Annotated in this window: 20 protein-coding genes and 1 other RNA gene; 4 read left to right on the top strand and 17 right to left on the bottom strand. The window is 65.2% G+C overall.

Going from position 1 to position 22,125, the window contains the following annotated elements; translation table 11 throughout:
• Positions 1-98: 98 nt before the first annotated feature.
• From ftsZ to rsmI, 17 genes are all read right to left on the bottom strand, one after another.
• On the bottom strand, positions 99-1,295 hold the full coding sequence (ftsZ, locus tag P0Y43_RS08365; RefSeq protein ID WP_275636829.1) for a cell division protein FtsZ: 1,197 nt from the start codon (positions 1,293-1,295) through the stop codon (positions 99-101).
• 55 nt (positions 1,296-1,350) lie between these two features.
• Positions 1,351-2,607, bottom strand: coding sequence for a cell division protein FtsA (gene ftsA / locus P0Y43_RS08360; RefSeq protein ID WP_054894012.1), 1,257 nt, complete (start codon positions 2,605-2,607; stop codon positions 1,351-1,353).
• A 14-nt stretch (positions 2,608-2,621) separates the two neighbouring features.
• Positions 2,622-3,494 carry a cell division protein FtsQ/DivIB gene (locus P0Y43_RS08355; protein ID WP_275636827.1) on the bottom strand — a complete coding sequence of 291 codons (873 nt, stop codon included), beginning with the start codon at positions 3,492-3,494 and terminating at the stop codon, positions 2,622-2,624.
• A gap of 5 nt (positions 3,495-3,499) precedes the next feature.
• Complete coding sequence (locus P0Y43_RS08350) at positions 3,500-4,456, bottom strand: D-alanine--D-alanine ligase (protein ID WP_275636826.1); 957 nt, start codon at positions 4,454-4,456, stop codon at positions 3,500-3,502.
• Positions 4,453-5,907 carry a UDP-N-acetylmuramate--L-alanine ligase gene (gene murC, locus P0Y43_RS08345; protein ID WP_275636825.1) on the bottom strand — a complete coding sequence of 485 codons (1,455 nt, stop codon included), beginning with the start codon at positions 5,905-5,907 and terminating at the stop codon, positions 4,453-4,455. Before murC ends, P0Y43_RS08350 begins: the two co-directional genes overlap by 4 nt.
• Positions 5,900-6,979, bottom strand: a complete 1,080-nt coding sequence (murG, locus tag P0Y43_RS08340) for an undecaprenyldiphospho-muramoylpentapeptide beta-N-acetylglucosaminyltransferase (protein WP_275636824.1) — start codon at positions 6,977-6,979, stop codon at positions 5,900-5,902. Before murG ends, murC begins: the two co-directional genes overlap by 8 nt.
• Positions 6,969-8,183: a putative lipid II flippase FtsW gene (ftsW, locus tag P0Y43_RS08335; RefSeq protein ID WP_430540232.1), complete on the bottom strand. Its 1,215-nt coding sequence runs from the start codon at positions 8,181-8,183 to the stop codon at positions 6,969-6,971. Before ftsW ends, murG begins: the two co-directional genes overlap by 11 nt.
• Entirely contained in the window at positions 8,180-9,526 is a 1,347-nt protein-coding gene (murD, locus tag P0Y43_RS08330) for a UDP-N-acetylmuramoyl-L-alanine--D-glutamate ligase (protein WP_275636823.1), read from the bottom strand. The genes ftsW and murD overlap by 4 nt, the downstream gene beginning before the upstream one ends.
• Before the next feature lie 6 nt (positions 9,527-9,532).
• Positions 9,533-10,615 carry a phospho-N-acetylmuramoyl-pentapeptide-transferase gene (mraY, locus tag P0Y43_RS08325; protein ID WP_275636822.1) on the bottom strand — a complete coding sequence of 361 codons (1,083 nt, stop codon included), beginning with the start codon at positions 10,613-10,615 and terminating at the stop codon, positions 9,533-9,535.
• Positions 10,615-11,982, bottom strand: a complete 1,368-nt coding sequence (locus tag P0Y43_RS08320; RefSeq protein ID WP_275636821.1) for a UDP-N-acetylmuramoyl-tripeptide--D-alanyl-D-alanine ligase — start codon at positions 11,980-11,982, stop codon at positions 10,615-10,617. Before P0Y43_RS08320 ends, mraY begins: the two co-directional genes overlap by 1 nt.
• Positions 11,975-13,438 (bottom strand): UDP-N-acetylmuramoyl-L-alanyl-D-glutamate--2,6-diaminopimelate ligase, encoded by a 1,464-nt coding sequence (locus P0Y43_RS08315; protein WP_275636820.1) that lies wholly within the window; start codon positions 13,436-13,438, stop codon positions 11,975-11,977. Before P0Y43_RS08315 ends, P0Y43_RS08320 begins: the two co-directional genes overlap by 8 nt.
• Entirely contained in the window at positions 13,438-15,171 is a 1,734-nt protein-coding gene (locus P0Y43_RS08310) for a peptidoglycan D,D-transpeptidase FtsI family protein (RefSeq protein ID WP_275636853.1), read from the bottom strand. Before P0Y43_RS08310 ends, P0Y43_RS08315 begins: the two co-directional genes overlap by 1 nt.
• Entirely contained in the window at positions 15,171-15,464 is a 294-nt protein-coding gene (gene ftsL, locus P0Y43_RS08305; RefSeq protein ID WP_275636819.1) for a cell division protein FtsL, read from the bottom strand. Before ftsL ends, P0Y43_RS08310 begins: the two co-directional genes overlap by 1 nt.
• Positions 15,461-16,408, bottom strand: coding sequence for a 16S rRNA (cytosine(1402)-N(4))-methyltransferase RsmH (gene rsmH / locus P0Y43_RS08300; protein ID WP_430540231.1), 948 nt, complete (start codon positions 16,406-16,408; stop codon positions 15,461-15,463). The genes ftsL and rsmH overlap by 4 nt, the downstream gene beginning before the upstream one ends.
• On the bottom strand, positions 16,405-16,860 hold the full coding sequence (gene mraZ / locus P0Y43_RS08295) for a division/cell wall cluster transcriptional repressor MraZ (RefSeq protein ID WP_011535546.1): 456 nt from the start codon (positions 16,858-16,860) through the stop codon (positions 16,405-16,407). The genes rsmH and mraZ overlap by 4 nt, the downstream gene beginning before the upstream one ends.
• Positions 16,861-17,163: 303 nt before the next feature.
• An RNA gene (gene rnpB, locus P0Y43_RS08290) (RNase P RNA component class A) lies at positions 17,164-17,523 on the bottom strand.
• Positions 17,524-17,589: 66 nt separating this feature from the next.
• Positions 17,590-18,465 carry a 16S rRNA (cytidine(1402)-2'-O)-methyltransferase gene (rsmI, locus tag P0Y43_RS08285; RefSeq protein ID WP_275636818.1) on the bottom strand — a complete coding sequence of 292 codons (876 nt, stop codon included), beginning with the start codon at positions 18,463-18,465 and terminating at the stop codon, positions 17,590-17,592.
• 187 nt (positions 18,466-18,652) lie between these two features.
• On the opposite strand from rsmI, the gene P0Y43_RS08280 reads away from it, so the two are divergent.
• The 4 genes from P0Y43_RS08280 (at position 18,653) to P0Y43_RS08265 (ending at position 22,098) form a co-directional block, all read left to right on the top strand.
• Positions 18,653-20,470 (top strand): penicillin-binding protein activator, encoded by a 1,818-nt coding sequence (locus P0Y43_RS08280; RefSeq protein WP_275636817.1) that lies wholly within the window; start codon positions 18,653-18,655, stop codon positions 20,468-20,470.
• Positions 20,470-20,841: a YraN family protein gene (locus P0Y43_RS08275; RefSeq protein ID WP_275636816.1), complete on the top strand. Its 372-nt coding sequence runs from the start codon at positions 20,470-20,472 to the stop codon at positions 20,839-20,841. Before P0Y43_RS08280 ends, P0Y43_RS08275 begins: the two co-directional genes overlap by 1 nt.
• Before the next feature lie 88 nt (positions 20,842-20,929).
• Positions 20,930-21,523, top strand: a complete 594-nt coding sequence (locus P0Y43_RS08270; RefSeq protein WP_275636815.1) for a phosphoheptose isomerase — start codon at positions 20,930-20,932, stop codon at positions 21,521-21,523.
• Positions 21,520-22,098, top strand: coding sequence for a BON domain-containing protein (locus P0Y43_RS08265; protein ID WP_275636814.1), 579 nt, complete (start codon positions 21,520-21,522; stop codon positions 22,096-22,098). Before P0Y43_RS08270 ends, P0Y43_RS08265 begins: the two co-directional genes overlap by 4 nt.
• Positions 22,099-22,125: the final 27 nt, after the last annotated feature.

Here is a 22,125-nt window from a genome sequence, read left to right as displayed (position 1 = left end):
CAGCGCAAATTGCGAACAGGTATCAACAAAGGCTGAGAATGATATCAGACCCGGCCTTTGCTGAACACCAATCACCCTTATACCCCTGATAAATTCCATTAATCGGCCTGACGACGCAGGAAGGCCGGGATATCCAGGTAGTCCAGATCGTCCTGTGGGTTGAGTTTAGCTGCCGCCGCAGCACCCGCGTGGGCCTGGTTGCGCATCACGGTCGGACGCTCCAGGTCACGGTAGTTGACGGCAGGCTGCTCCTGGCGGGTCGGGGCCGGGTTCGACGCCTCGTAGACAGCCTGGGCGGTCTGCAGGGTGTTGTCGACGACCTTGACCGGCTTCTCGATGCGCGCACCCAGGCCAGTGGCCACTACGGTGACGTGCAGCTCGTCGCGCATGTCCGGGTCGATCACGGTGCCCACCTTGACCATCGCGTGGTCGGAGGCGAAGGCCTCGATGATGCTACCCACGTCGGAGTACTCGCCCAGAGACAGGTCGGGACCGGCGGTGATGTTCACCAGGATGCCGCGCGCGCCCTGCAGGTTGACGTCTTCCAGCAGCGGGTTGCGGATCGCCGCCTCGGTGGCCTCGCGGGCACGATTCGGGCCGCTGGCGCAGCCGGTACCCATCATCGCCATGCCCATCTCGCCCATCACGGTGCGCACGTCGGCAAAGTCGACGTTGATCATGCCCGGACGCTTGATGATGTCGGAGATGCCGCGCACGGCGCCGGCCAGCACGTCATCGGCCTTGGCGAAGGCGGACAGCAGGCTGGCATCCTTGCCCAGGATGGTCAGCAGCTTCTCGTTGGGAATGGTGATCAGCGAGTCGACGCTTTCTGCCAGCATGCGGATGCCTTCATCGGCGATCTGCATGCGCTTGCGGCCTTCGAACGGGAACGGACGGGTCACCACCGCAACGGTGAGGATGCCCATTTCCTTGGCCACTTCGGCGATGATCGGCGCCGCACCGGTGCCGGTACCGCCACCCATGCCGGTGGTGATGAACACCATGTTGGTGCCCTGCAGCACTTCGGCGATGCGCTCGCGGTCTTCCAGCGCAGCCTGACGGCCGACTTCCGGATTGGCACCGGCACCCAGGCCCTTGGTCACGCCGGTACCCAGTTGCAGGATAGTGCGCGCGCCAATGTTCTTCAGCGCCTGAGCATCAGTGTTGGCGCAGATGAACTCGACGCCTTCGATGTTGCTCTTGACCATGTGGTTGACGGCGTTGCCGCCGCCACCGCCGACGCCGATCACCTTGATGACCGGGCTTTGCGGGACGTTGTCTACGAGCTCGAACATTTTCCCTCTCCTTACAGTTCTCTAGTTTTTGCGCCTACCACTACTGCTTTGAAACTTAGAAGTTGCCTTGGACCCAGCGCTTGAAGCGCTCAAGCACCGGGGCCTTAGGTTCATCGCCATAGCTGTTGCTGCTGCTGTTGCCGGTCAGGGGCAGGTCCTCGGTCTGCTTTTGCAGGCCGTAGGTGAGCAAGCCCACGCCAGTTGAATAGATCGGGTTGCGTACCACGTCGCTCAGCCCCCGAACGCTGTGCGGCACGCCGAGGCGTACCGGCATGTGGAAGATTTCCTCGGCCAGTTCCACGGCGCCTTCCATCTTCGAGGTGCCGCCGGTGAGGACGATGCCGGCTGGCACCAGGTCCTCGTAGCCGCTGCGACGCAGCTCGGCCTGGATCAGGGTGAAGAGCTCGTCGTAACGCGGCTCCACCACCTCGGCCAGGGCCTGGCGCGACAGCTCGCGCGGTGGGCGGTCGCCGACGCTCGGCACCTTGATGGTTTCACCGGCGCCGGCCAGCTTGGCCAGGGCGCAGGCGTAGCGGATCTTGATCTCCTCGGCGTACTGCGTGGGGGTGCGCAAGGCCATGGCGATGTCGTTGGTGACCTGGTCGCCAGCGATCGGAATCACTGCGGTGTGGCGGATCGCGCCTTCGGTGAAGATGGCGATGTCGGTGGTGCCACCACCGATGTCCACCAGGCACACGCCCAGTTCCTTCTCGTCATCGGTCAGCACCGAGTAGGCCGACGCCAACTGCTCGAGGATGATGTCGTCGATTTCCAGGCCGCAGCGGCGCACGCACTTCTCGATGTTCTGCGCTGCGTTCACCGCGCAGGTGACCACGTGGACCTTGGCTTCCAGGCGCACACCCGACATGCCCAGCGGCTCGCGCACACCTTCCTGGTTGTCGATCACGTAGTCCTGCGGCAGGGTGTGCAGCACCCGTTGGTCGGCAGGAATCGCCACCGCCTGGGCAGCGTCGAGCACGCGCTCCAGGTCGGCGACGCTGACTTCACGATCGCGGATGGCGACGATGCCGTGGGAGTTCAGGCTGCGGATGTGATTGCCGGCGACACCGACGAACGCTGAGTGGATACGGCAGCCGGCCATCAACTGCGCCTCCTCCACCGCGCGCTGGATCGACTGCACCGTCGACTCGATGTTCACCACCACGCCCTTCTTCAGGCCGCGGGAAGGGTGGGTGCCGATCCCGACGATCTCCAGGGTGCCGTCCGCCGCCACCTCACCGACCAGCGCCACCACCTTGGAGGTGCCGATGTCCAGCCCGACGATCATTTTGCCGCTATGCGCGTTTGCCATGGTCCTGCCTCTCTCTAATTCTTCGCAACGGCGGGTTGGGCCGTCGTCGGTGCATTCAGTTCCCGCCAACCAACAGCTAATCCGTTGGCGTAGCGCAGATCGATGCGGGCGATGTTGGTGATCTGCTCTTTGAGTGTCTTGTCGTAAATGGCAATGAAACGGCGCATCTTCTCCACCAGGTGGTCGCGCCCCAACAGCAGCTCGATGCCCGGCCCGGCGCTACCGGCGCCGGTGGTCAGGAACCAACTGCCTCGCTCGCGCAGCTCCAGGCGAGCGATGGAAAAGCCCATGGGGCGCAGCATCTGGCTCAGTACCTGATACTGCTGCATGACTTGTTGCTGAGCACGCTGCGGCCCGAACAGCTGCGGCAAATGCTCGTAGTTGGCCAGCTCACGCGGGGTGAACGCCTGGCCCTGGTTGTTCAGCAGCGCCTCGTCACCCCAGCGCGCCACCGGCAGTTGCTCCTCGAGGCGGATCACCACCTCGTCGGGCCATACCCGGCGCACCTCGGCGTGGGCGATCCATGGCATCTGCTCGAGCTCGGCGCGCATGGCCGGCAGGTCGACGCTGAAGAAGCTCGCCGCCACGTAGGGCGCGATGCGCTGCTGCACCGCCTGCTGGCTGATGTAGCTGAGGTCGCCCTGCACGGCGATCTTGGTGATCGGCCGGTCGGCATAGGGCATCAGACGCACCGCGCCTTCATAGGCGCCGAAGCCGGCGGCGACCAGCAACACCGGCCACAGCAGGCGCTTGAACACACTGAAATTGGCCTTGGGCAGGCGCGCCGACATTGGCTCCTTGGCCACCAGTCGACTGGCACCACGCGGCACCGGCTTGCTACGGCCGGGGGCTGCGGGTTGCTGATGACGTAACATCGCGCCTTGCATGGCTCTTACCCTCGCGTCTCGACACTGGCGGCCAGGATCGCCAGCACCAATTGCTGGAAGTCCAGGCCAGCCGCTCGGGCCGCCATAGGCACCAGGCTATGGTCGGTCATGCCTGGTGCGGTGTTGACTTCGAGCAGCCAGAAGCGCCCCTGCTCGTCCTGCATGACATCCAGCCGCCCCCAGCCCTCGATGCCAATGGCATCGCAGGCGCGCGCGGTGAGGTCGATCAGTTCCTGTTCCTTGGCGCTGTCCAGGCCACACGGGATGCGGTACTGGGTATCGTTGGCGATGTACTTGGCGTCGTAGTCGTAGAACACGTGCGGCGTGCCCAGGGCGATCGGCGGCAGCACCTGGCCGCGCAGCACCGCGATGGTGAACTCCGGGCCCTGGATCCACTGCTCGACCAGCACCTGCGAGTCGTAGCGGGCGGCGTCCTGCCAGGCGGCGACCAGTTCCTCGACGCTATTGACCTTGGCCATGCCGATGCTGGAGCCCTCATGGGCCGGCTTGACGATCAGCGGGAAGCCCAGTGCCTTGCCGGCCTCGACGCAATCGTGTTCGCTGGCGAGCACGGCGTGGTGCGGGGTCGGGATGCCCAGGCTCTTCCACACCTGCTTGGTGCGCAGTTTGTCCATCGCCAGCGCCGAGGCGAGGATGCCGCTGCCGGTGTAGGGAATGCCCAGGCACTCCAGCAGGCCTTGCATGCTGCCGTCTTCGCCGCCACGGCCATGGAGGATGATGAAGGCGCGGTCGATGGTCTCGCGCTGCAGCACGTCGAGCAGGTCATCGCCGACGTCGATCGGCAGCACGTCGACACCGGCACTGATCAGCGCCTCGATCACTGCGGCGCCGGACTTCAGCGACACATCACGCTCGGCGCTCGTGCCGCCGTAGAGCACGGCGACACGGCCGAAGGTCTTCGGGTCGAGGGTGGAATGCAGTTTCTCGTCGGCGCTGGTCATTGTGGCTTCTCCTGCTTGGCGACCGCGCCGGCGAACAGCGGGCTTTTCATCAGTTGCGGGGCCAGGCCGCCAACGTCACCGGCACCCTGGCACAGCAGGATGTCGCCGGCGCGCAGCAACGGCTTGACCAGTGGCGCGAGTTCGGCGCCACGTTCGATGTAGATAGGGTCCAACTTGCCGCGCTGGCGGATGCTGTGGCACAGCTGGCGGCTGTCGGCGCCGGGGATCGGCTCTTCGCCGGCCGGGTAGACCTCCATCAACAGCAGCACGTTGGCATCGCCCAGCACTTGCACGAAGTCGTCGTACAGGTCGCGGGTGCGGCTGTAGCGGTGCGGCTGGTAGACGATCACCAAGCGTCGGCTCGGCCAGCCGCCGCGCACGGCCTTGATCACCGCGGCGACTTCGGTCGGATGGTGGCCATAGTCGTCGACCAGCATCACGCTGCCACCATCGACCGGCAACTCGCCGTAGACCTGGAAGCGTCGGCCCACGCCCTGGAAACCGGACAGGCCCTGGACGATGGCGTCGTCGCTGATGCCCTCGTCGGTGGCGATGGCGATGGTCGCCAGGGCGTTGAGCACGTTGTGGTTGCCGGGCATGTTGACCGACACCTCCAACGGCTCGCAGTCACGGCGCAGCACGGTGAAGTGGGTCTGCATGCCTTGCTGGCGCACGTTGATGGCGCGGATGTCGGCCTCTTCGCTGAAACCGTAGGTCACGGTCGGGCGCTTGACCTGCGGCAGGATCTCACGCACCACCGGGTCGTCCAGGCACATCACCGCCAGCCCGTAGAACGGCAGGTTGTGCAGGAACTCGACGAAGGTTTTCTTCAGTTTGTTGAAGTCGCCTTCGTAAGTCGCCATGTGGTCGGCGTCGATGTTGGTGACCACGGCCACCATCGGCTGCAGGTGCAGGAAGCTGGCGTCGCTCTCGTCGGCTTCGGCGATCAGGTAGCGGCTGGTGCCGAGCTGGGCATTGGTGCCCGCCGCGGTCAGACGGCCACCGATCACGAAGGTCGGGTCCAGGCCACCGGCGGCGAACACCGAGGCCAACAGGCTGGTGGTAGTGGTCTTGCCGTGGGTGCCGGCGACGGCGATGCCGTGACGGTAGCGCATCAGCTCGGCGAGCATCTCGGCACGCGGCACCACCGGGATGCGGCGCTCCAGGGCGGTGGCGACTTCCGGGTTGGCCGGGTTGATAGCGCTGGATACCACCAGCACGTCGGCATTGGCGGCGTTCTCGGCGCGGTGGCCGACGAAGATCTCGGCACCGAAGGATTCCAGGCGCTGGGTGACCGGCGAGGCCTTGAGGTCGGAACCGGACACTTCATAGCCCAGGTTCAGCAGCACTTCGGCGATGCCGCACATGCCCACGCCGCCGACACCGACGAAGTGGATGCGGCGAATACGGCCCATTTTCGGCTGGGGCATGGCTTTCTGGCTTTCAACCATGGGCCACCTCCAGGCAGATGTCGACCACGGTGCTGGTTGCGGCAGGCTTGGCCAGGCGACGCGCGGTGCCGGCCATGGTGTTGAGTTTCTCGGGTTGCATCAGCACCTCGTTCAGGCGTTCAGCGAGCTGCGCTGCGCCAGTTGTCGCTTGTGGCATCAGGAAGGCGGCGCCTTCGCGAGCCAGGTATTGGGCGTTGTGGGTCTGGTGGTCGTCGATCGCGTGGGGCAAGGGCACCAGCATCGAAGGCAAGCCCGCCGCCGCGAGTTCGCTGACGGTCAGGGCGCCAGCCCGGCACACCACCATGTCGGCCCAGCCATAGGCATGGGCCATGTCCTTGATGAACGGCTCCACCTGAGCCTCGATCCCCACCTCGCGGTAACGCTCGGCGGTGATCGGCGCGTGCTGCTTGCCGGCCTGGTGGAACACCTCGGGCCGCAGGTTGGCGGGCACCTCGGACAGGGCCTTAGGCAGCAATTTGTTCAATGGTTCCGCACCCAGGCTGCCGCCAAGCACCAAAAGGCGTGCGCGACGTTCGGCCAGAGGGGCGCGCTCGCCGTCCAGGAACAACTCCGGGCGCACCGGGTTGCCGGTGGTGCGACGTTTGTCGCTAGCCGTGAAGGTGTCGGGGAAAGCTTCGCAGACTCGCGCCGCCAGGGGCACCAGCAGCCGATTGGCGGTACCCGCGCGGGCGTTCTGCTCGTGGATCACCAGCGGCACGCCACTCAGGCGCGCAGCGACACCGCCGGGGCCGGTGACGTAGCCACCGAAGCCCAGCACGCAGACCGGCTTGAGCTCGCGGATGATGCGCCGTGCTTGGAGCACCGCCTTGACCAGGGTGAACGGCGCCTTGAGCAGCGATAGCTTGCCCTTGCCGCGCAGCCCGGTGACCTGGATCAGGTGCAGCGGGAGGCCGGCCTGGGGCACCAGCTCGTTCTCGATGCCACGGGGGGTGCCCAGCCAGTGCACGCTGTAGCCACGCGCCTGGAATTCACGGGCGCAGGCCAGGGCGGGGAACACATGCCCCCCGGTACCGCCAGCCATGATCAATACGTTCTTGCCATCAGCGGCCATGATGGGCCTCCTCGGCAAAATCGCTTTCGTTGAATTCGTGCTCCTCGCTGCCCAGGTGCGTGCGGCTCTCCCACTCGATGCGCAGCAACAAGCCCACGCAGGCGCAGCAGATCACCAGCGAACTGCCCCCGTAGCTGAGGAACGGCAAGGTCAGGCCCTTGGTCGGCAACAGGCCGACGTTCACCCCGATATTGATGAGGAATTGGCCGATCCACAGGAAGGCCAGACCGAACGCCATGTAGGCGGCGAAGAACTGCTTGGCCTTCTCCGCCCACAGGCCGATGTACAGGGCTCGAATGGTGACGAACATGAACAGTGCCACGGTGCACAGCGAGCCGATCACGCCCAGCTCCTCGGCCAGTACCGAGAACACGAAGTCGGTGTGCGCCTCGGGCAGGTAGAACTGCTTTTGCACGCTGTTGCCCAGGCCCACGCCCAGCCACTCGCCACGGCCAAAGGCGATCAGCGCCTGGGTCAGCTGGTAGCCGGAGCCGAACTGGTCGGACCACGGGTCGGTAAAGGTAATCAGACGCGCCATCCGGTACGGCTGCGCCTGCACCAGAACGAACACCGCGACCACCGCCAGCGCCACCATCAGGCTGAAGCGGAACAGCCCCACCCCGCCGAGGAACAGCATCGCCGCAGCCGCGCCCATCATCACCACGGTGGCGCCGAAATCCGGCTCCATCAGCAGCAGGCCGGCCATCGGCAGCAGCACGATGAACGGCTTGAAGAAGCCCATCCAGCTTTCGCGCACCTCGGTCTGCCGACGCACGAGATAACCGGCGAGGTAGATCACCACGAAGACCTTGGCGATTTCCGAGGGCTGGACGTTGAAGAAGCTGAAGCCGATCCAGCGCATCGAGCCGTTCACTTCGCGGCCGATGCCCGGCACCAGCACAAGCACCAGCAGGCCGAAGGCGCCGATCAGCATCATGAAGCCCATGCGCTGCCAGGTGGCGATCGGCACCATCATGGTCAGGCCACAGGCCCCCAGGCCCAGGGTCACGTACACCAGGTGGCGGATCATGTGGTACAGCGGGTTGCCCGACTGCACGGCGGCGACTTCCGAGGACGCCGAAGTGATCATCACCAGGCCCAGGCCCAGCAGCGCCAGGCAGCCGGCGAGCAGTGGGAAGTCGAGGTCGATGCCACGGCCGCTGATCAGCGGCGACGGGTATGGCTTGAGGATGCCGAAGATCATGCCAGCCCTCCCGCCGCCTGGGCGAACAGGCGCCCGCGTTCTTCGAAGTTCTTGAACATGTCCAGGCTCGCGCAGGCCGGCGACAGCAGCACCGCATCGCCCGGCTGGGCCAGTTCGGCACAGCGTTGCACGGCCTCGTCCAGGGTCTTGACCCGTACCAGCGGCACGCTGTCGCCAAAAGTCTCGGCCAGGCGCTCGGCGTCGCGGCCCAACAGCACCACGGCGCGGCAATGGGCAGCGACCGGCTGGCGCAGGGCGGTGAAATCGGCACCCTTGCCGTCGCCACCGGCGATCAGCACCAGCTTGCCTTCGATGTCGGCACCCAGGCCCTCGATGGCAGCCAGGGCGGCGCCAACGTTGGTGGCCTTGGAATCGTCGTACCAGTTCACCCCATGGCGCTCGCGTACCCACTGGCAGCGATGGGCCAGGCCGGTGAATTCGCGCAAGGCGTCGAGCATCGGCGCGAACGGCAGGCCAACGGCATGACCCAGGGCCAGGGCGGCCAGAGCGTTGCTGTGGTTATGGGCGCCGCGGATCTTCAGCTCACGCACGGGCATCAGGGTCTGGAACTCGAACGCCAGGTGTTTCTCGCCCTCCACTTCACGCAGGCCGAAGGCCTTGAAGTCCGGGGCGTTGAGGCCGAAGGTCCAGCACGGGCGGCCTTCGACCGGCAGAGGCCGGCTGAGGGCGTCCTGACGGTTGACCACCACCTGGCGCGCGCCACGGAAGATACGGTGCTTGGCCAGGTGATAGGCCGGCAGGCCGCTGTAGCGGTCCATGTGGTCTTCGCTGATGTTCAGCACGGTGGCCACGTCGGCGTTGAGCTGGTCGGTGGTTTCCAGCTGGAAGCTCGACAGTTCCATGACGTACAGCTCGACCGAGTCGTCCAGCAGGTCCAGCGCCGGTGTGCCGAGGTTGCCACCGACCGCCACACGTTTGCCTGCCTTGGCGGCCATCTCGCCGACCAGGGTGGTCACCGTGCTCTTGGCGTTGGAGCCGCTGATCGCCACGATCGGCGCCTTGGCGTAACGAGCGAACAGGTCGATGTCACCCGACAGCTTCACGCCGCGCGCGGCGGCCTGCTGCAGCGCCGGAGTGGCCAAGGCTAGGCCGGGGCTGACATACAGTTCGTTGGCGCGGCACAGGAAGTCGACATCCAACTCCCCACAGCGCACTTCCACCTGCGGGTATTCACGGCGCAGGGTGTCCAGTTCCGGCGGTTGCTCGCGGGTATCGGCGACCGCAAAGGCAATGCCCCGGTTCGCCAGGAAGCGAACCAGGGACATGCCGCTCTTGCCGAGGCCGACAACGATGCGGAATTGGTCGGAAGCGATCAGTGACACGCTCGTTTACCTCAGTTTCAGGGTGGCCAGGCCGATCAGCACGAGAATCACAGTGATGATCCAGAAGCGGACGATCACGCGTGGCTCGGGCCAGCCCTTGAGTTCAAAGTGGTGGTGGATCGGCGCCATGCGGAACACGCGCTTGCCGGTCAGCTTGAAGGAGGCGACCTGGATCACCACCGACAGGGTTTCCATGACGAACACGCCGCCCATGATGAACAGCACGATTTCCTGACGCACGATCACCGCGATGGTGCCCAGGGCCGCACCCAGCGCCAGGGCGCCGACGTCACCCATGAACACCTGGGCCGGGTAGGTGTTGAACCACAGGAAGCCGAGGCCCGCGCCAATCAGCGCGCCGCAGAACACGATCAGCTCGCCCGAGCCCGGCACGTAGGGGATCAGCAGGTATTCGGCGAATTTCACGTTGCCCGACAGGTAGCAGAAGATGCCCAGGGCGCCGCCGACCATCACCGTCGGCATGATCGCCAGGCCATCGAGCCCGTCGGTCAGGTTGACCGCGTTGCTGGAGCCGACGATGACGAAATAGGTCAGCACGACGAAACCAATGCCCAGCGGAATGGTGAAGTCCTTGAGGAACGGCACGATCAGCGTGGTTTCGACGCTGGTTGGCGCGCTGGTATAAAGGAAGACGGCAGCGCCCAGGCCGAACACCGATTGCCAGAAATACTTCCAGCGGCTCGGCAGGCCGCGCGAGTTCTTCTCGATCACCTTGCGGTAGTCATCGACCCAGCCGATGGCACCGAACAGCAAGGTGACGATCAGCACCACCCAGACATAGCGGTTGGTCAGGTCGGCCCACAGCAGGGTGCTGATGGCGATGGCCGAGAGGATCAGCGCGCCCCCCATGGTCGGGGTGCCGGACTTGGACAGGTGCGATTGCGGGCCGTCGTTACGCACGGCCTGACCGATCTGGCGGATCTGCAGGGTACGGATCATCCACGGGCCCAGCCACAGGGCCAGGGACAACGCGGTCAGTACACCGAGAATCCCGCGCAGGGACAGGTACTGGAAGACCGCGAAGCCCTTGTAGAACTGTTGCAGATACTCAGCCAACAGCAGCAGCATTAATGTTTCTCCCCGCTGGCACCACACAAAGCCGCCACGACGTTTTCCATCGCAGCGCTGCGCGAGCCCTTGATCAAGATTGTGGTATCGCTGGCGCTCTCGGCACGAACGGCGTCGATCAGCTCAGCTTGAGTAGCGAAATGACGGCCATTGGCGCCGAACGCCTGGACCGCATGAACCATGTTGGTACCGGTCGCGTACAAGGCATCGACCTTGCCGCGCGCGTAGTCGCCCACCTGACGGTGGCCTTCCTCGGCCCATTGCCCCAATTCACCGATATCCCCGAGCACCAGAACGGTGCGTCCGGAAAAGCCGGCGAGTATATCAATGGCGGCGCACATCGAGGTGGGATTTGCGTTGTACGTGTCGTCGATCACCCGCATGCCGTTCGGCGCGAGCTGGGCCACGGTGCGCCCCTTGACCGGCTGCACCGCGCCCAGACCAGCGGCGATGCCCGGCAGGCTCACGCCCAAGGCGTGTGCGGCGGCGGCAGCGGCCAGGGCGTTGGCGACGTTGTGGGTACCTAGCAGGTTCAACGTCACCGGCACGCTGCCGGCAGGACCGTGCAGGGTGAACGACGGGCAACCACGGGCGTCACGGCCGATGTCGCTGGCATGGAAATCGGCTTGATCGTTGGTCAGGGCGAAGCTCAGAACCGAGTGCGCCCCCGCACGCTTGCGCCAGATCCCGAACGCCTTGTCATCGAGATTGAGCACGGCCACGCCGCCCTCGCCCAGGCCTTCGAGGATCTCGCCCTTGGCCTCGACGATCTTTTCCGGGCCGCCGAACTCACCCACGTGGGCGGTACCGGCGTTGTTGAGAATGACCACTTGCGGCCGAGTCAGGCCGACGGTGTAGCGAATTTCGCCGAGGCGCGAGGCACCCAGCTCGATCACCGCGGCGCTATGCTCGGCGGAAATCTCCAGCAGCGTCAGCGGCGCGCCGAGGTCGTTGTTCAGGTTGCCGCGGGTGGCCAGCACCGGGCCACGGGTGCGCAGGATGCTCGCGAGCAGCTCCTTCACCGTGGTCTTGCCGCTGGAGCCGGTAATGGCGGCGACCGGCTTGTCGAACGTAGCGCGATTCAATGCGCCGAGTCGACCAAGGGCCAGACGGCTGTCGGCAACCACCAATTGCGGCAGCTCGACACCCGCGACCTCGCGCTCCACCAGGGCTGCGACCGCGCCCTTGGCCTTGACGTCGGCCAGGTAGTCATGACCGTCGAAACGTGGCCCGGCCAAGGCGACGAACAATTCGCCCGCCCCCACGCTGCGGCTGTCGATGCTGACACCGGTGAAGCTGGCATCGGCGCCGACCTGGCGCGCATTCAGTGCCGTGGTCAGCTGACTGAGTGTCATGGGCTTAAGCATGTGGAGCCTCCCAGGCTGAAAGTGCCTTCTCGGCCTCGACCAGGTCGGAGAAGTCATGGCGCTCGCCGTTGATCTCCTGGTAATCCTCGTGCCCCTTGCCGGCCAGGACGATGACGTCATCGGCGGCGGCGGTGGCGATCAGGTGTGCGATGGCCTCGCCACGGCCGGCGACGAACTCGACATCGGCGGGCTTGGCGAAACCAGGGCGAATGTCGTCGAAGATACGCAGCGGGTCTTCGCTGCGCGGGTTGTCGTCGGTGACCAGCACGCGGTCGGACAAGCGCTCGGCCACTTCGGCCATCAGTGGGCGCTTGCCGCGATCACGGTCGCCACCGCAGCCGAACAGGCACAGCAGCTTGCCATGAGCATGCGGGCGCAGGGCTTCCAAGACCTTTTCCAGGGCATCCGGCGTGTGGGCGTAGTCGACCACCACCAGCGGTTTGGCACCGCCGCCCAGACGCTGCATGCGCCCCACTGGGCCTTGCAACTGCGGGGTGACCTTGAGGATCTCGTCCAGCGGGTAGTCCAGCGCCATCAACGTGGCCACCGCGGCAAGCATGTTGCTCAGGTTGAAGCGACCCAGCAGGCGGCTGCGCAGGGCGTGCTCGCCTTGCGGGGTGACGATCACGGCACGCACGCCGTCGTCATTGAAGGTTGCCTGGCGGCAGAACAGCGTGGCCGAGGGGTCCAGCAGGCTGTAGCTGATCAGCCGCGACTCGCCATGGCCCTCGGCCAGGCGGCGACCGAAGTCGTCGTCCAGGTTGACCACCCGGGCACGCAGGTTCGGCCAGGCGAACAGCTTGGCCTTGGCGGCCTCGTAGGCCTCCATGCTGCCGTGGTAGTCGAGGTGGTCGCGGGACAGGTTGGTCATCACCGCGATATCGAACGCCAGCGCGCCGACCCGCCCCTGGTCCAGGGCGTGGGACGATACTTCCATGGCCACCGCCTTGGCGCCGGCCTTCTTCAGGTCGTTCAGGGTAGCCTGCACGGCGATCGGGTCGGGCGTGGTCAGGCGGCCGCTTTGCAGCTCGCCATGGAAACCGGTGCCCAGGGTGCCGATCAGGCCGCAACGCTGCCCGAGGGCATCGAGGGCCTGGGCCAACAGTTGGGTGACGCTGGTCTTGCCGTTGGTGCCGGTGACGCCGACCAGTTCCAACTGACGGCTCGGCTCGCCATAGAAGCGCCCGGCAAGCTGCGACAACTGGCTGATCAGCCCCTTGACCGGAATCAGCGGCACGTCGGTCAGCGGCAGCACGCTGGCGCCCTGCTCTTCATAAGCCACGGCGGCGGCACCACGGGCCAGCGCATCGGCAATGTGCGCGCGACCATCGACCTTGGCCCCCGGTACGGCGAGGAACAGATCGCCCGGCCGCACCTGGCGGCTGTCGAGGGCCAACTCGCGGATCAACGGATCGCGGCTGGCATGGGCGAAAAGCTTGCTCAACGGCATTGTCATCAACCACGCCCTCCCTTGGCGGGCACTGCACTGACCGCCTGCTGCTCGGTGGCCGGCGGCAGGTTGTCTGGCGGTACGTTCATCAGGCGCAGGGTGCCGGACATGACCTTGCTGAAGACGGGGGCGGACACCAGGCCGCCGAAATAGCCGCCTTTGCTCGGCTCGTCGATCACCACGACAATGGCGTAGCGCGGGTCGCTCATCGGGCCGAAGCCAGCGAACAACGAACGGTAGGCGTTTTCGGTGTAGCCCTTGGAACCGACGGTGGCTTTACGCGCGGTACCCGACTTGCCACCCACGTGATAGAACGGCACCTGGGCACGGAATACCCCGCGCGGTGCCTCGATCACCTGCTGCAGCATGCCCTGGATGGTTTCGGCGGTGTCCTTCGGCACCACCTGGGTGGCCTCCGGCGCCTTGTCCAGCTTGAGGATCGACAGCGGTACCATCTTGCCGTCGTTGGCCAGGGCGGCGTAGGCATGCACCAATTGCAGGGCCGTCACCGATACGCCGTAGCCGTAGGACAGGGTCGCGGTCTCGGCCTTGCGCCATTCACGGTGGTTGGGCAGGTTGCCGACGCGCTCGCCCGGGAAGCCCAGGCCCGTGTATTGGCCCAGCCCCAGCTGCGACATGACCCGATAGATGGCCTCGCCGCCGATGTCGAAGGCGATCTTGCTCATGCCCACGTTACTGGAGTTGATCAGGATGCCGGTCAGGTCGAGGATCGGGCCCTCGCTCTTGGACACGTCCTTGATGGTGTAGCGGCCGATCTGCAGGCTGCCCGGGTAGACCTCGACCTTGTCGGTCGGCTTCCAGCGCCCGCTTTGCAACGCGGCACTCATCGACAGCGGCTTGACCGTCGACCCTGGCTCGAACACGTCGATGATCGCCCGGTTGCGCATCGCGGCCGGGAACATGCTGCGGCGGTTGTTCGGGTTGTAGGTCGGCTGGTTGACCATGGCCAGGACCTCACCGGTCTTGACGTCCATGATCACCAGGCTGCCGGCCTTGGCGTCCTGCTCTGCGATGGCGTTGCGCAGTTCGCGGGTGGCCAGGTATTGCAGGCGCAGGTCGATGGACAACGCCAAGGCCTTGCCGGCCTTGGCGTTCTTGGTGACCTGGATGTCCTTGATCAGCCGGCCGCGCCGGTCCTTGATCACCTGCCGCTTGCCAGGCACCCCGGCAAGCCACTCGTCATAGGCCAGCTCGACACCCTCACGACCGTGGTCGTCCAGGTCGGTGAAGCCCACCATGTGCGCGGTGACGTCGCCCGCCGGGTAGAAGCGGCGGAACTCCTCGAGCCCGTAAACACCTGGCACCTTGAGGTCGAGCACCTGCTGGCCCTGTTCCGGGGTCAGGCCGCGGACCAGGTAGATGAACTCCTTGTTCGCCTGCTGGGTCAAGCGCTCGGTCAGTTGATGAGGGTCCTGCCCAAGCATCGCGGCCAACTGCGGCCAACGGTCCTTGGAGGCCTGCATTTCCTTGGGGTTGGCCCACAAGGTGGTGACCGGGGTACTGACAGCCAGGGGCTCACCGTTGCGGTCGGTGATCAGGCCACGGTGCGCGGGAATAGGGATGTGTCGCAGGCTACGGGCATCGCCCTGGCCCTTGAGGAAGTCGCGGTCGACCACCTGCAGGTCGATGATGCGCCAGCAGATGGCGCCGACCATCAGCACCAGCAGGCCAATGACCACCCGGAAGCGCCAGGGGTAGAGTGCGCCTTCGAGCTTCATCATGGCGCCACCATCCGCACTTCGTCAGCGCCCGGCACATGCATCTTCAACTGGCCGGTTGCCAGGTTTTCGATGCGACTGTGGGCGGTCCAGGTGCTTTGCTCGAGGATCAGCCGGCCCCATTCTGCCTGCGCCTTGTCACGCTCGTTGAGCTCGCCGTACAGGGTGTTGAGCAGTTGGCGGTTCCAGTGGGCGCTGTAGGACACGGCAATCGACGACGCCAGGACGCCCAGGAACAGCAGGAGCATCAGGAAGCTCCCGCCTGGAAGAGGCTTGGCGAATAGCCGGCTCACCGCAGTTTCTCCGCGACCCGCATCACGGCGCTGCGCGCCCGCGGGTTGGCCTTGAGTTCATCGTCGGAGGCGAACTGCGCCTTGCCGATGAGACGGATCTTCGGCTCGAAGGCCTTGTGCTGCACCGGCAGGTTGCGCGGCAGATTGTCTTCCTCGCCCTTGACCAGCTTGCGCATGAACAGCTTGACGATACGGTCTTCGAGGGAATGGAAGCTGATCACCACCAGGCGACCACCCACCTCCAGCGCGTCGAGCGCTGCGGCGAGACCGGTCTCAAGGTCGCCCAGTTCGTTGTTCACATGAATGCGCAGGCCCTGGAAAGCGCGGGTGGCAGGGTTCTTGCCCTTTTCCCACGCAGGGTTGGCGACCTTGAGCACTTCGGCCAGGTCGCCGGTGCGGGTGAAAGGCTGCTGTTCGCGGCGCAGCACCACGGCACGGGCCATGCGCTTGGCGAAGCGTTCTTCACCGTACTCCTTGAAGACCCGGGCGATTTCCTCCTCGGGCGCATTGGCGATGAACTCAGCGGCGCTGAAACCCTGGCCTGGGTTCATGCGCATGTCCAATGGGCCATCATTGAGGAAGCTGAAGCCGCGCTCTGGGTCGTCCAACTGCGGCGAAGACACGCCCAGGTCGAGCAGCACACCGCCGACTTTGCCATCGAGCCCGCGCGCGGCGACCTCCTGGCCCAGCTCGGCAAAGCTGCGCTGCACAATGACAAAGCGGCCGTCTTCGGCCGCCAGCGCTTGCCCCGTGGCAATCGCCTGTGGATCCTTGTCGAAGCCCAGCAGTCGCCCCTGCGGCCCGAGCTTGCTGAGAATCAGGCGACTGTGACCGCCACGGCCGAACGTACCGTCCAGATAGCAACCGTCGGCGCGCAGGGCCAATGCCTCGACAGCCTCGTCGAGCAGCACGGTGATGTGGTTGAAGCCGCTATCTATCGTCACAGGATCAGGTCACGCAAGTCATCGGGCATGGCGCCCGGTTGTTGAATAGCTGCAAGGTCAGCTGCCGAAACCGCGTTCCAGGCATCTTCATCCCACAGCTGGAATTTGTTCAGTTGCCCCACCAGCATCGCCTTCTTGTCGAGCTTGGCGTACTCGCGCAGCCGGGGCGGCACCAGGAAACGCCCGCTGCCATCGAGCTCCAGGTCAACCGCGTTGCCGATCAGCAGGCGCTGCAGGCGACGGTTTTCCTCACGCAACGACGGCAAGGCGCGCAACTTGGCTTCTATCTGTTCCCACTCGTCGAGCGGGTAAACGCACAAGCAGGGATCGACAGCGTCGATCGTCACGATCAGCTGGCCATTGCACCGTGAATCGAGCTCGTCACGGTACCGACTCGGCATGGCGAGACGGCCCTTTGCATCGAGGCTGACGGCGTTGGCTCCGCGGAACACGTCTGCGATTCCCCACAATGTTTGGTTTTTTGTGCCAGAAAACCCACTTCATCCCACTTTCTGCCACTTGCGCACACTATAGGAATCCGCCCGCCACACCGTCAAGGCACGTTCATAAGGAAAACCCTTACAGGACCGCGATTTAGCGCAACAAAGGAAGGTGGAAGGAGTGCCGAAGAGGAAAAATGACGGGAAAAATCAAACGCACTCAACCGGATAGAGTGGACACTTAAAGTAATTTATTAAGAGTAAGAATTTTTCGGCATTACAAACGCGGATCTGCTTCGAAAGCAGAGGGGAAGGGAGGAGAGTCGATCTGTAAGCCGGGTTCTGTCGAGGACAGTCATTCCTCTACGACGGCCATCACTGGACGCCTTTAGCAACCTACCCGGTTCCGACGCGGGCCACGCCGTATGGAACCCTATTTGGTCTTGCTCCGAGTGGGGTTTACCTAGCCACGAACTGTTGCCAGTCGTGCGGTGCGCTCTTACCGCACCTTTTCACCCTTACCGGCACCGAAGTGCTTAGGCGGTTGTTTTCTGTGGCACTTTCCGTAGGCTCGCGCCTCCCAGGCGTTACCTGGCACTCTGCCCTATGGAGCCCGGACTTTCCTCCCCCCTCTTTTGCGGAACAAAAGAAGGCAGCGACTGTCCGATCGACTCTCCGCCGACAAGGTTAACGGCAGGCGCGCCCAAGAACAAGCGCGAACTAAATAATATCATTAAGCCATTAGTGGTTTTTCTGTTTATCCAAGGCCGCTTGGTACAGAAGATTCTTACGCACGCCGGTGATTTCCGCGGCCAACGCCGCCGCCCGCTTCAACGGCAGCTCCGCCAGCAGCAAATCCAGTACGCGCTGCGCCTCGGCACTGATCGCCTGCTCGTCGTCCGGCGCACTCCAACCCGCCACCAATACCACGCACTCGCCCCGCTGCTGATTGGCATCGCCGGCAACGAACGCACGCAGTTCGGCCAGTGGCAGCCCTTTGAGGGTCTCGAAGGCCTTGGTCAACTCGCGCCCCAGTACCGCCGGGCGGTCACCGCCAAATACCGCCTCCATGTCTTCCAGGCATTCGAGGATGCGGTGCGGCGCCTCATAGAAGATCAAGGTGCGCGGCTCTTCCCGGACCTGCTCCAGGCGTGCCTTGCGCCCGGCGGTCTTGGCCGGCAGGAAACCTTCGAAGATGAAACGGTCAGACGGCAGGCCTGCGGCGGACAGCGCCGCGATCAAGGCGCAAGCGCCAGGCACCGGCACCACCTTCACCCCGGCGGCACGGGCCTGGCGCACCAGGTGGTAACCGGGGTCGGAAATCAGTGGCGTGCCGGCATCGGACACCAGCGCCACATCGTCGCCCGCCAGCAGCCGTGTGATAAAGCGCCCGCCCTCGTCGCGCTCGTTGTGCTCATGGCAAGCCGCCAGCGGGGTGTCGATGCCGAAGTGCTGCAGCAGACGTACCGAATGCCGGGTGTCTTCCGCGGCGATCAGCGCCACATCAGCCAACACCTTGAGCGCCCGGGCGCTCATGTCATCGAGATTGCCGATGGGCGTGGCGACGACGTACAGCGTCCCCACCGTGGATTTCGAAGCCCCTGCAACATCAGTCACTGCGCACACCTGCCTTGCCGATCAAAGGCGCCATTGTAGCCCGAGCGCCGGCGACAACGCGCAAACAACTTCGCCGCCGGCTCCGGGCGAGCGACCTATAGTGAAGGTTCCGCGTCGGCATGATCGCGCCCCGGCCAACGCTTGGGTACAATTGCCGGCCAACTTGATCGAGTAACAGGACCCTTACATGATCGCTTGCCTGCGGCTGCTCACAGCCCTCTGTCTCGCTGCCCTGCTGGCAGCCTGCGCCAGCTCGCCCTCATCCAGCCTGGGCGAACTGCCACGCACCCCGGACGCCAGCATCGAGCAACTGCTCGACAAGGCGGCCACCAGCAAGTCCGCCGAAGACGCCGCGCTGCTGCGCCTGAGCGCCGCCGACATGGCCTACCGGCAGAAAGACTTCCCGCGCGCCGCACGCATCCTCGAACAAGTTCCGCTGGACACGCTCAAGCCCGCTCAGCAGGTGTTCGCCAGCACCCTGGCGGCTGAACTGGCCATGAGCCGCAATCAACCGAAGGCAGCCCTGGCCGCGCTGTCGCACCCAAGCCTGCAAAGGGTCGCCGAGCTGCCACCCGAGCAACAGGTACGCACCCACAGCGTGCATGCCACCGCCCTCGAGGCCGACGGCCAGGCCCTGGCCGCCGCCCAGCAGCGTGTGCTGCTCGCCCCGCTGCTCAGCGGCCAGGCGGCCAACGCCAACAACGATGCGATCTGGTCCCTGGTCGCCTCGCTGCCCGCGGAGCAACTGCGCCAACCCGCCAGCAACCCGACCCTGGCCGGCTGGACCAACCTGGCCCTGGCAGTGAAAAGCGCCGGCACACTTGAACAGCAACAGGCGGCCATCGACACCTGGCGCAAGCAGAACCCCGACCACCCGGCCGCCCAGCAACTGCCCCAGGCACTGGTCAAGCTCAAGGAGCTGGCCAGCCAGCCACTGACCAAGATCGCCCTGCTGCTGCCCCAGGAGGGCCCGCTGGCCGGTGTCGCCCGCGCCCTGCGCGACGGCTTCATGGCCGCGCACTTCCAGGCCCAGCAGGCCGGCCAGCAGCCACCAGCGGTGCAGGTGTTCGACAGCTCGCGCCTGACCTCGCTCGACGACTTCTACCGCCAGGCCCAGGCCGCCGGCGTGCAACTGGTCGTCGGCCCGCTGGAAAAACCGCTGGTGAAGAAGCTCGCCGACTACCCGCAACTGCCGATCACCACCCTCGCCCTGAACTACGCAGAAGCCGGCCAGAAGGCTCCGCCACAGCTGTTCCAGTTCGGCCTCGCCGCCGAAGACGAAGCTCGCGAAGTCTCGCGCCGCGCCCGCGCCGACGGCCTGGTCCGCGCCGTGGCCCTGGTGCCGAGCGGCGAATGGGGTGACCGCGTGCTGGCCGCGTTCCGCCAGGACTGGGAAGCCAACGGCGGCACCCTGCTCGCCGCCGAACGCATTGCCCAGCCCGTGGCCCTGGCTCAGCAGATCGCCGAATTGTTCCAACTGCGCCAGAGCGAAGGCCGCGCCAAGAGCCTGCAAAGCACCGTGGGCGGCACCATCGCCGCGCAGCCGTCGCGCCGCCAGGACATCGACTTCATCTTCCTCGCCTCGACCCCGCAGCAGGCCCAGCAGATCAAACCGACCCTGAACTTCCAGTACGCCGGCGACGTGCCGGTGTACGCCACCTCGAACCTGTACAGTGCCAGCGGTGACGTGAACCAGTACAACGACATGAACGGCATCCGCTTCTGCGAAACCCCGTGGCTGCTGGACAACACCAACAGCCTGCGCCAGCAGGTGGTGCAGCAGTGGCCGCAGGCCGCAGGCAGCCTCGGCCGCCTGTACGCCATGGGTGTCGACGCCTACAGCCTGGCGCCCCGCCTCGGCCAGCTCAAGGCCCTGCCGGACAACCGCATCGAAGGCCTGTCGGGCAGCCTGAGCATGAGCCCGAGCCAGCGTGTCGAACGCCAGCTGCCGTGGGCCGAGTTCGCTGGCGGCCAGGTCAAGCGCCTGCCGGACACCCCACGCTGATGCCCGACGCCTCGCCTCTTGCCGCCGGCCAGGCTGCGGAATCGCAAGCCCTCGATCACCTTCGAGGGCATGGCCTGCAACTGCTGGCGCGCAATTGGCGGTGCAAGGGGGGCGAGCTTGATCTGGTCATGCTCGACACCGATACAGTAGTATTCGTCGAAGTCCGCTACCGCCTGCACGGGAGTTACGGCGGCGCCCTCGGCAGTATCGATGGGCGCAAGCAAAAACGGTTGGTGCTTGCCGCCAACCAGTTCCTGCACGAGGAACCCCGCTGGACCGATCACCCCTGCCGCTTCGACGTAGTCGCCCTGCAGGGCAGCCACCACGCAGGCCGGCCGCTTCAATGGCTGAAAAACGCCTTCGAATGCTGAACCCATTCCGTTTTTATTGCTCTATGTTTCGCGGGCTGGCCCCTGTCGCGCGTCGCGCGGGCCTCCGCCGCACTTAAGGTCACACCAGATGGACATGCAATCCCGAATTCGCCGGCTGTTCCAGGCCAGCATCGACACCAAGCAAGAGGCAATGGACATCCTGGCGCCCCACATCGAGCACGCCAGCCTGGTCATGGTCAACGCCCTGCTCAACGAGGGCAAGATGCTCGCGTGCGGCAACGGCGGCTCGGCCGGCGACGCCCAGCATTTCTCCTCGGAGCTATTGAACCGCTTCGAGCGTGAACGCCCGAGCCTGCCGGCCATCGCCCTGACCACCGACAGCTCGACCCTGACCTCGATCGCCAACGACTACAGCTACAACGAGGTTTTCTCCAAGCAGATCCGCGCCCTGGGCCAGCCCGGCGACGTGCTGCTGGCAATTTCCACCAGCGGCAACTCGGCCAACGTGATTCAGGCGATCCAGGCCGCACATGATCGTGAAATGATTGTCGTAGCATTGACCGGGCGCGACGGCGGCGGCATGGCATCGCTGCTGCTGCCAGAGGACGTGGAAATCCGCGTGCCATCGACGGTCACCGCTCGTATCCAGGAAGTCCACCTGCTGGCGATCCATTGCCTGTGCGATCTGATCGACAGCCAACTGTTCGGGAGTGAAGAATGATCCCCAAGCGCCTCGGCCTGATGGCCCTGACCCTGTGCCTGAGCCTTTCGGGCTGCAGTTCGGTATTGACCTCGACCCGCGACACGCCGATCGAGGATGACCGCGGCACCCGCACCATCGGCAGCAAGATCGACGACTCGCTGATCGAAACCAAGGTCGCGGTCAACGTGGCCAAGGCCAACCCTGACCTGGACAAGGGTTCGCACATCGTTGTCAGCAGCTACAACGGCATCGTCCTGCTCGCCGGGCAAACCCCGCGCGCCGACCTCAAGAGCCTGGCCGAGCAGACCGCCAGCCAGGTGCAGCGGGTCAAGAAGGTGCATAACGAGCTGCAGGTGATACAGCCTTCGTCGATCCTTGCGCGTAACAACGACGCCTGGCTGACCACCAAGATCAAGACCCAGATGATCGGCGATGCCAACGTGCCGAGCTCGCGCATCAAGGTGATCACCGAGAACGGTATCGTCTACCTGCTGGGCCTGGTGACCCAGCGTGAGGCCAACGCGGCCACCAACGTCGTGCAGGGCGTGTCCGGCGTGCAGAAGATCGTCAAGCTGTTCGAGTACATCGACTGATACCCGAGGGCCTCATCCCCACGATGG

This window comes from Pseudomonas entomophila (genome assembly GCF_029193575.1).
Classification (GTDB): Bacteria; Pseudomonadota; Gammaproteobacteria; order Pseudomonadales; family Pseudomonadaceae; genus Aquipseudomonas; species Aquipseudomonas entomophila_G.
Note: the sequence above shows the minus strand (reverse complement) of the source record. Positions and strands in the feature narration are given on the sequence as shown.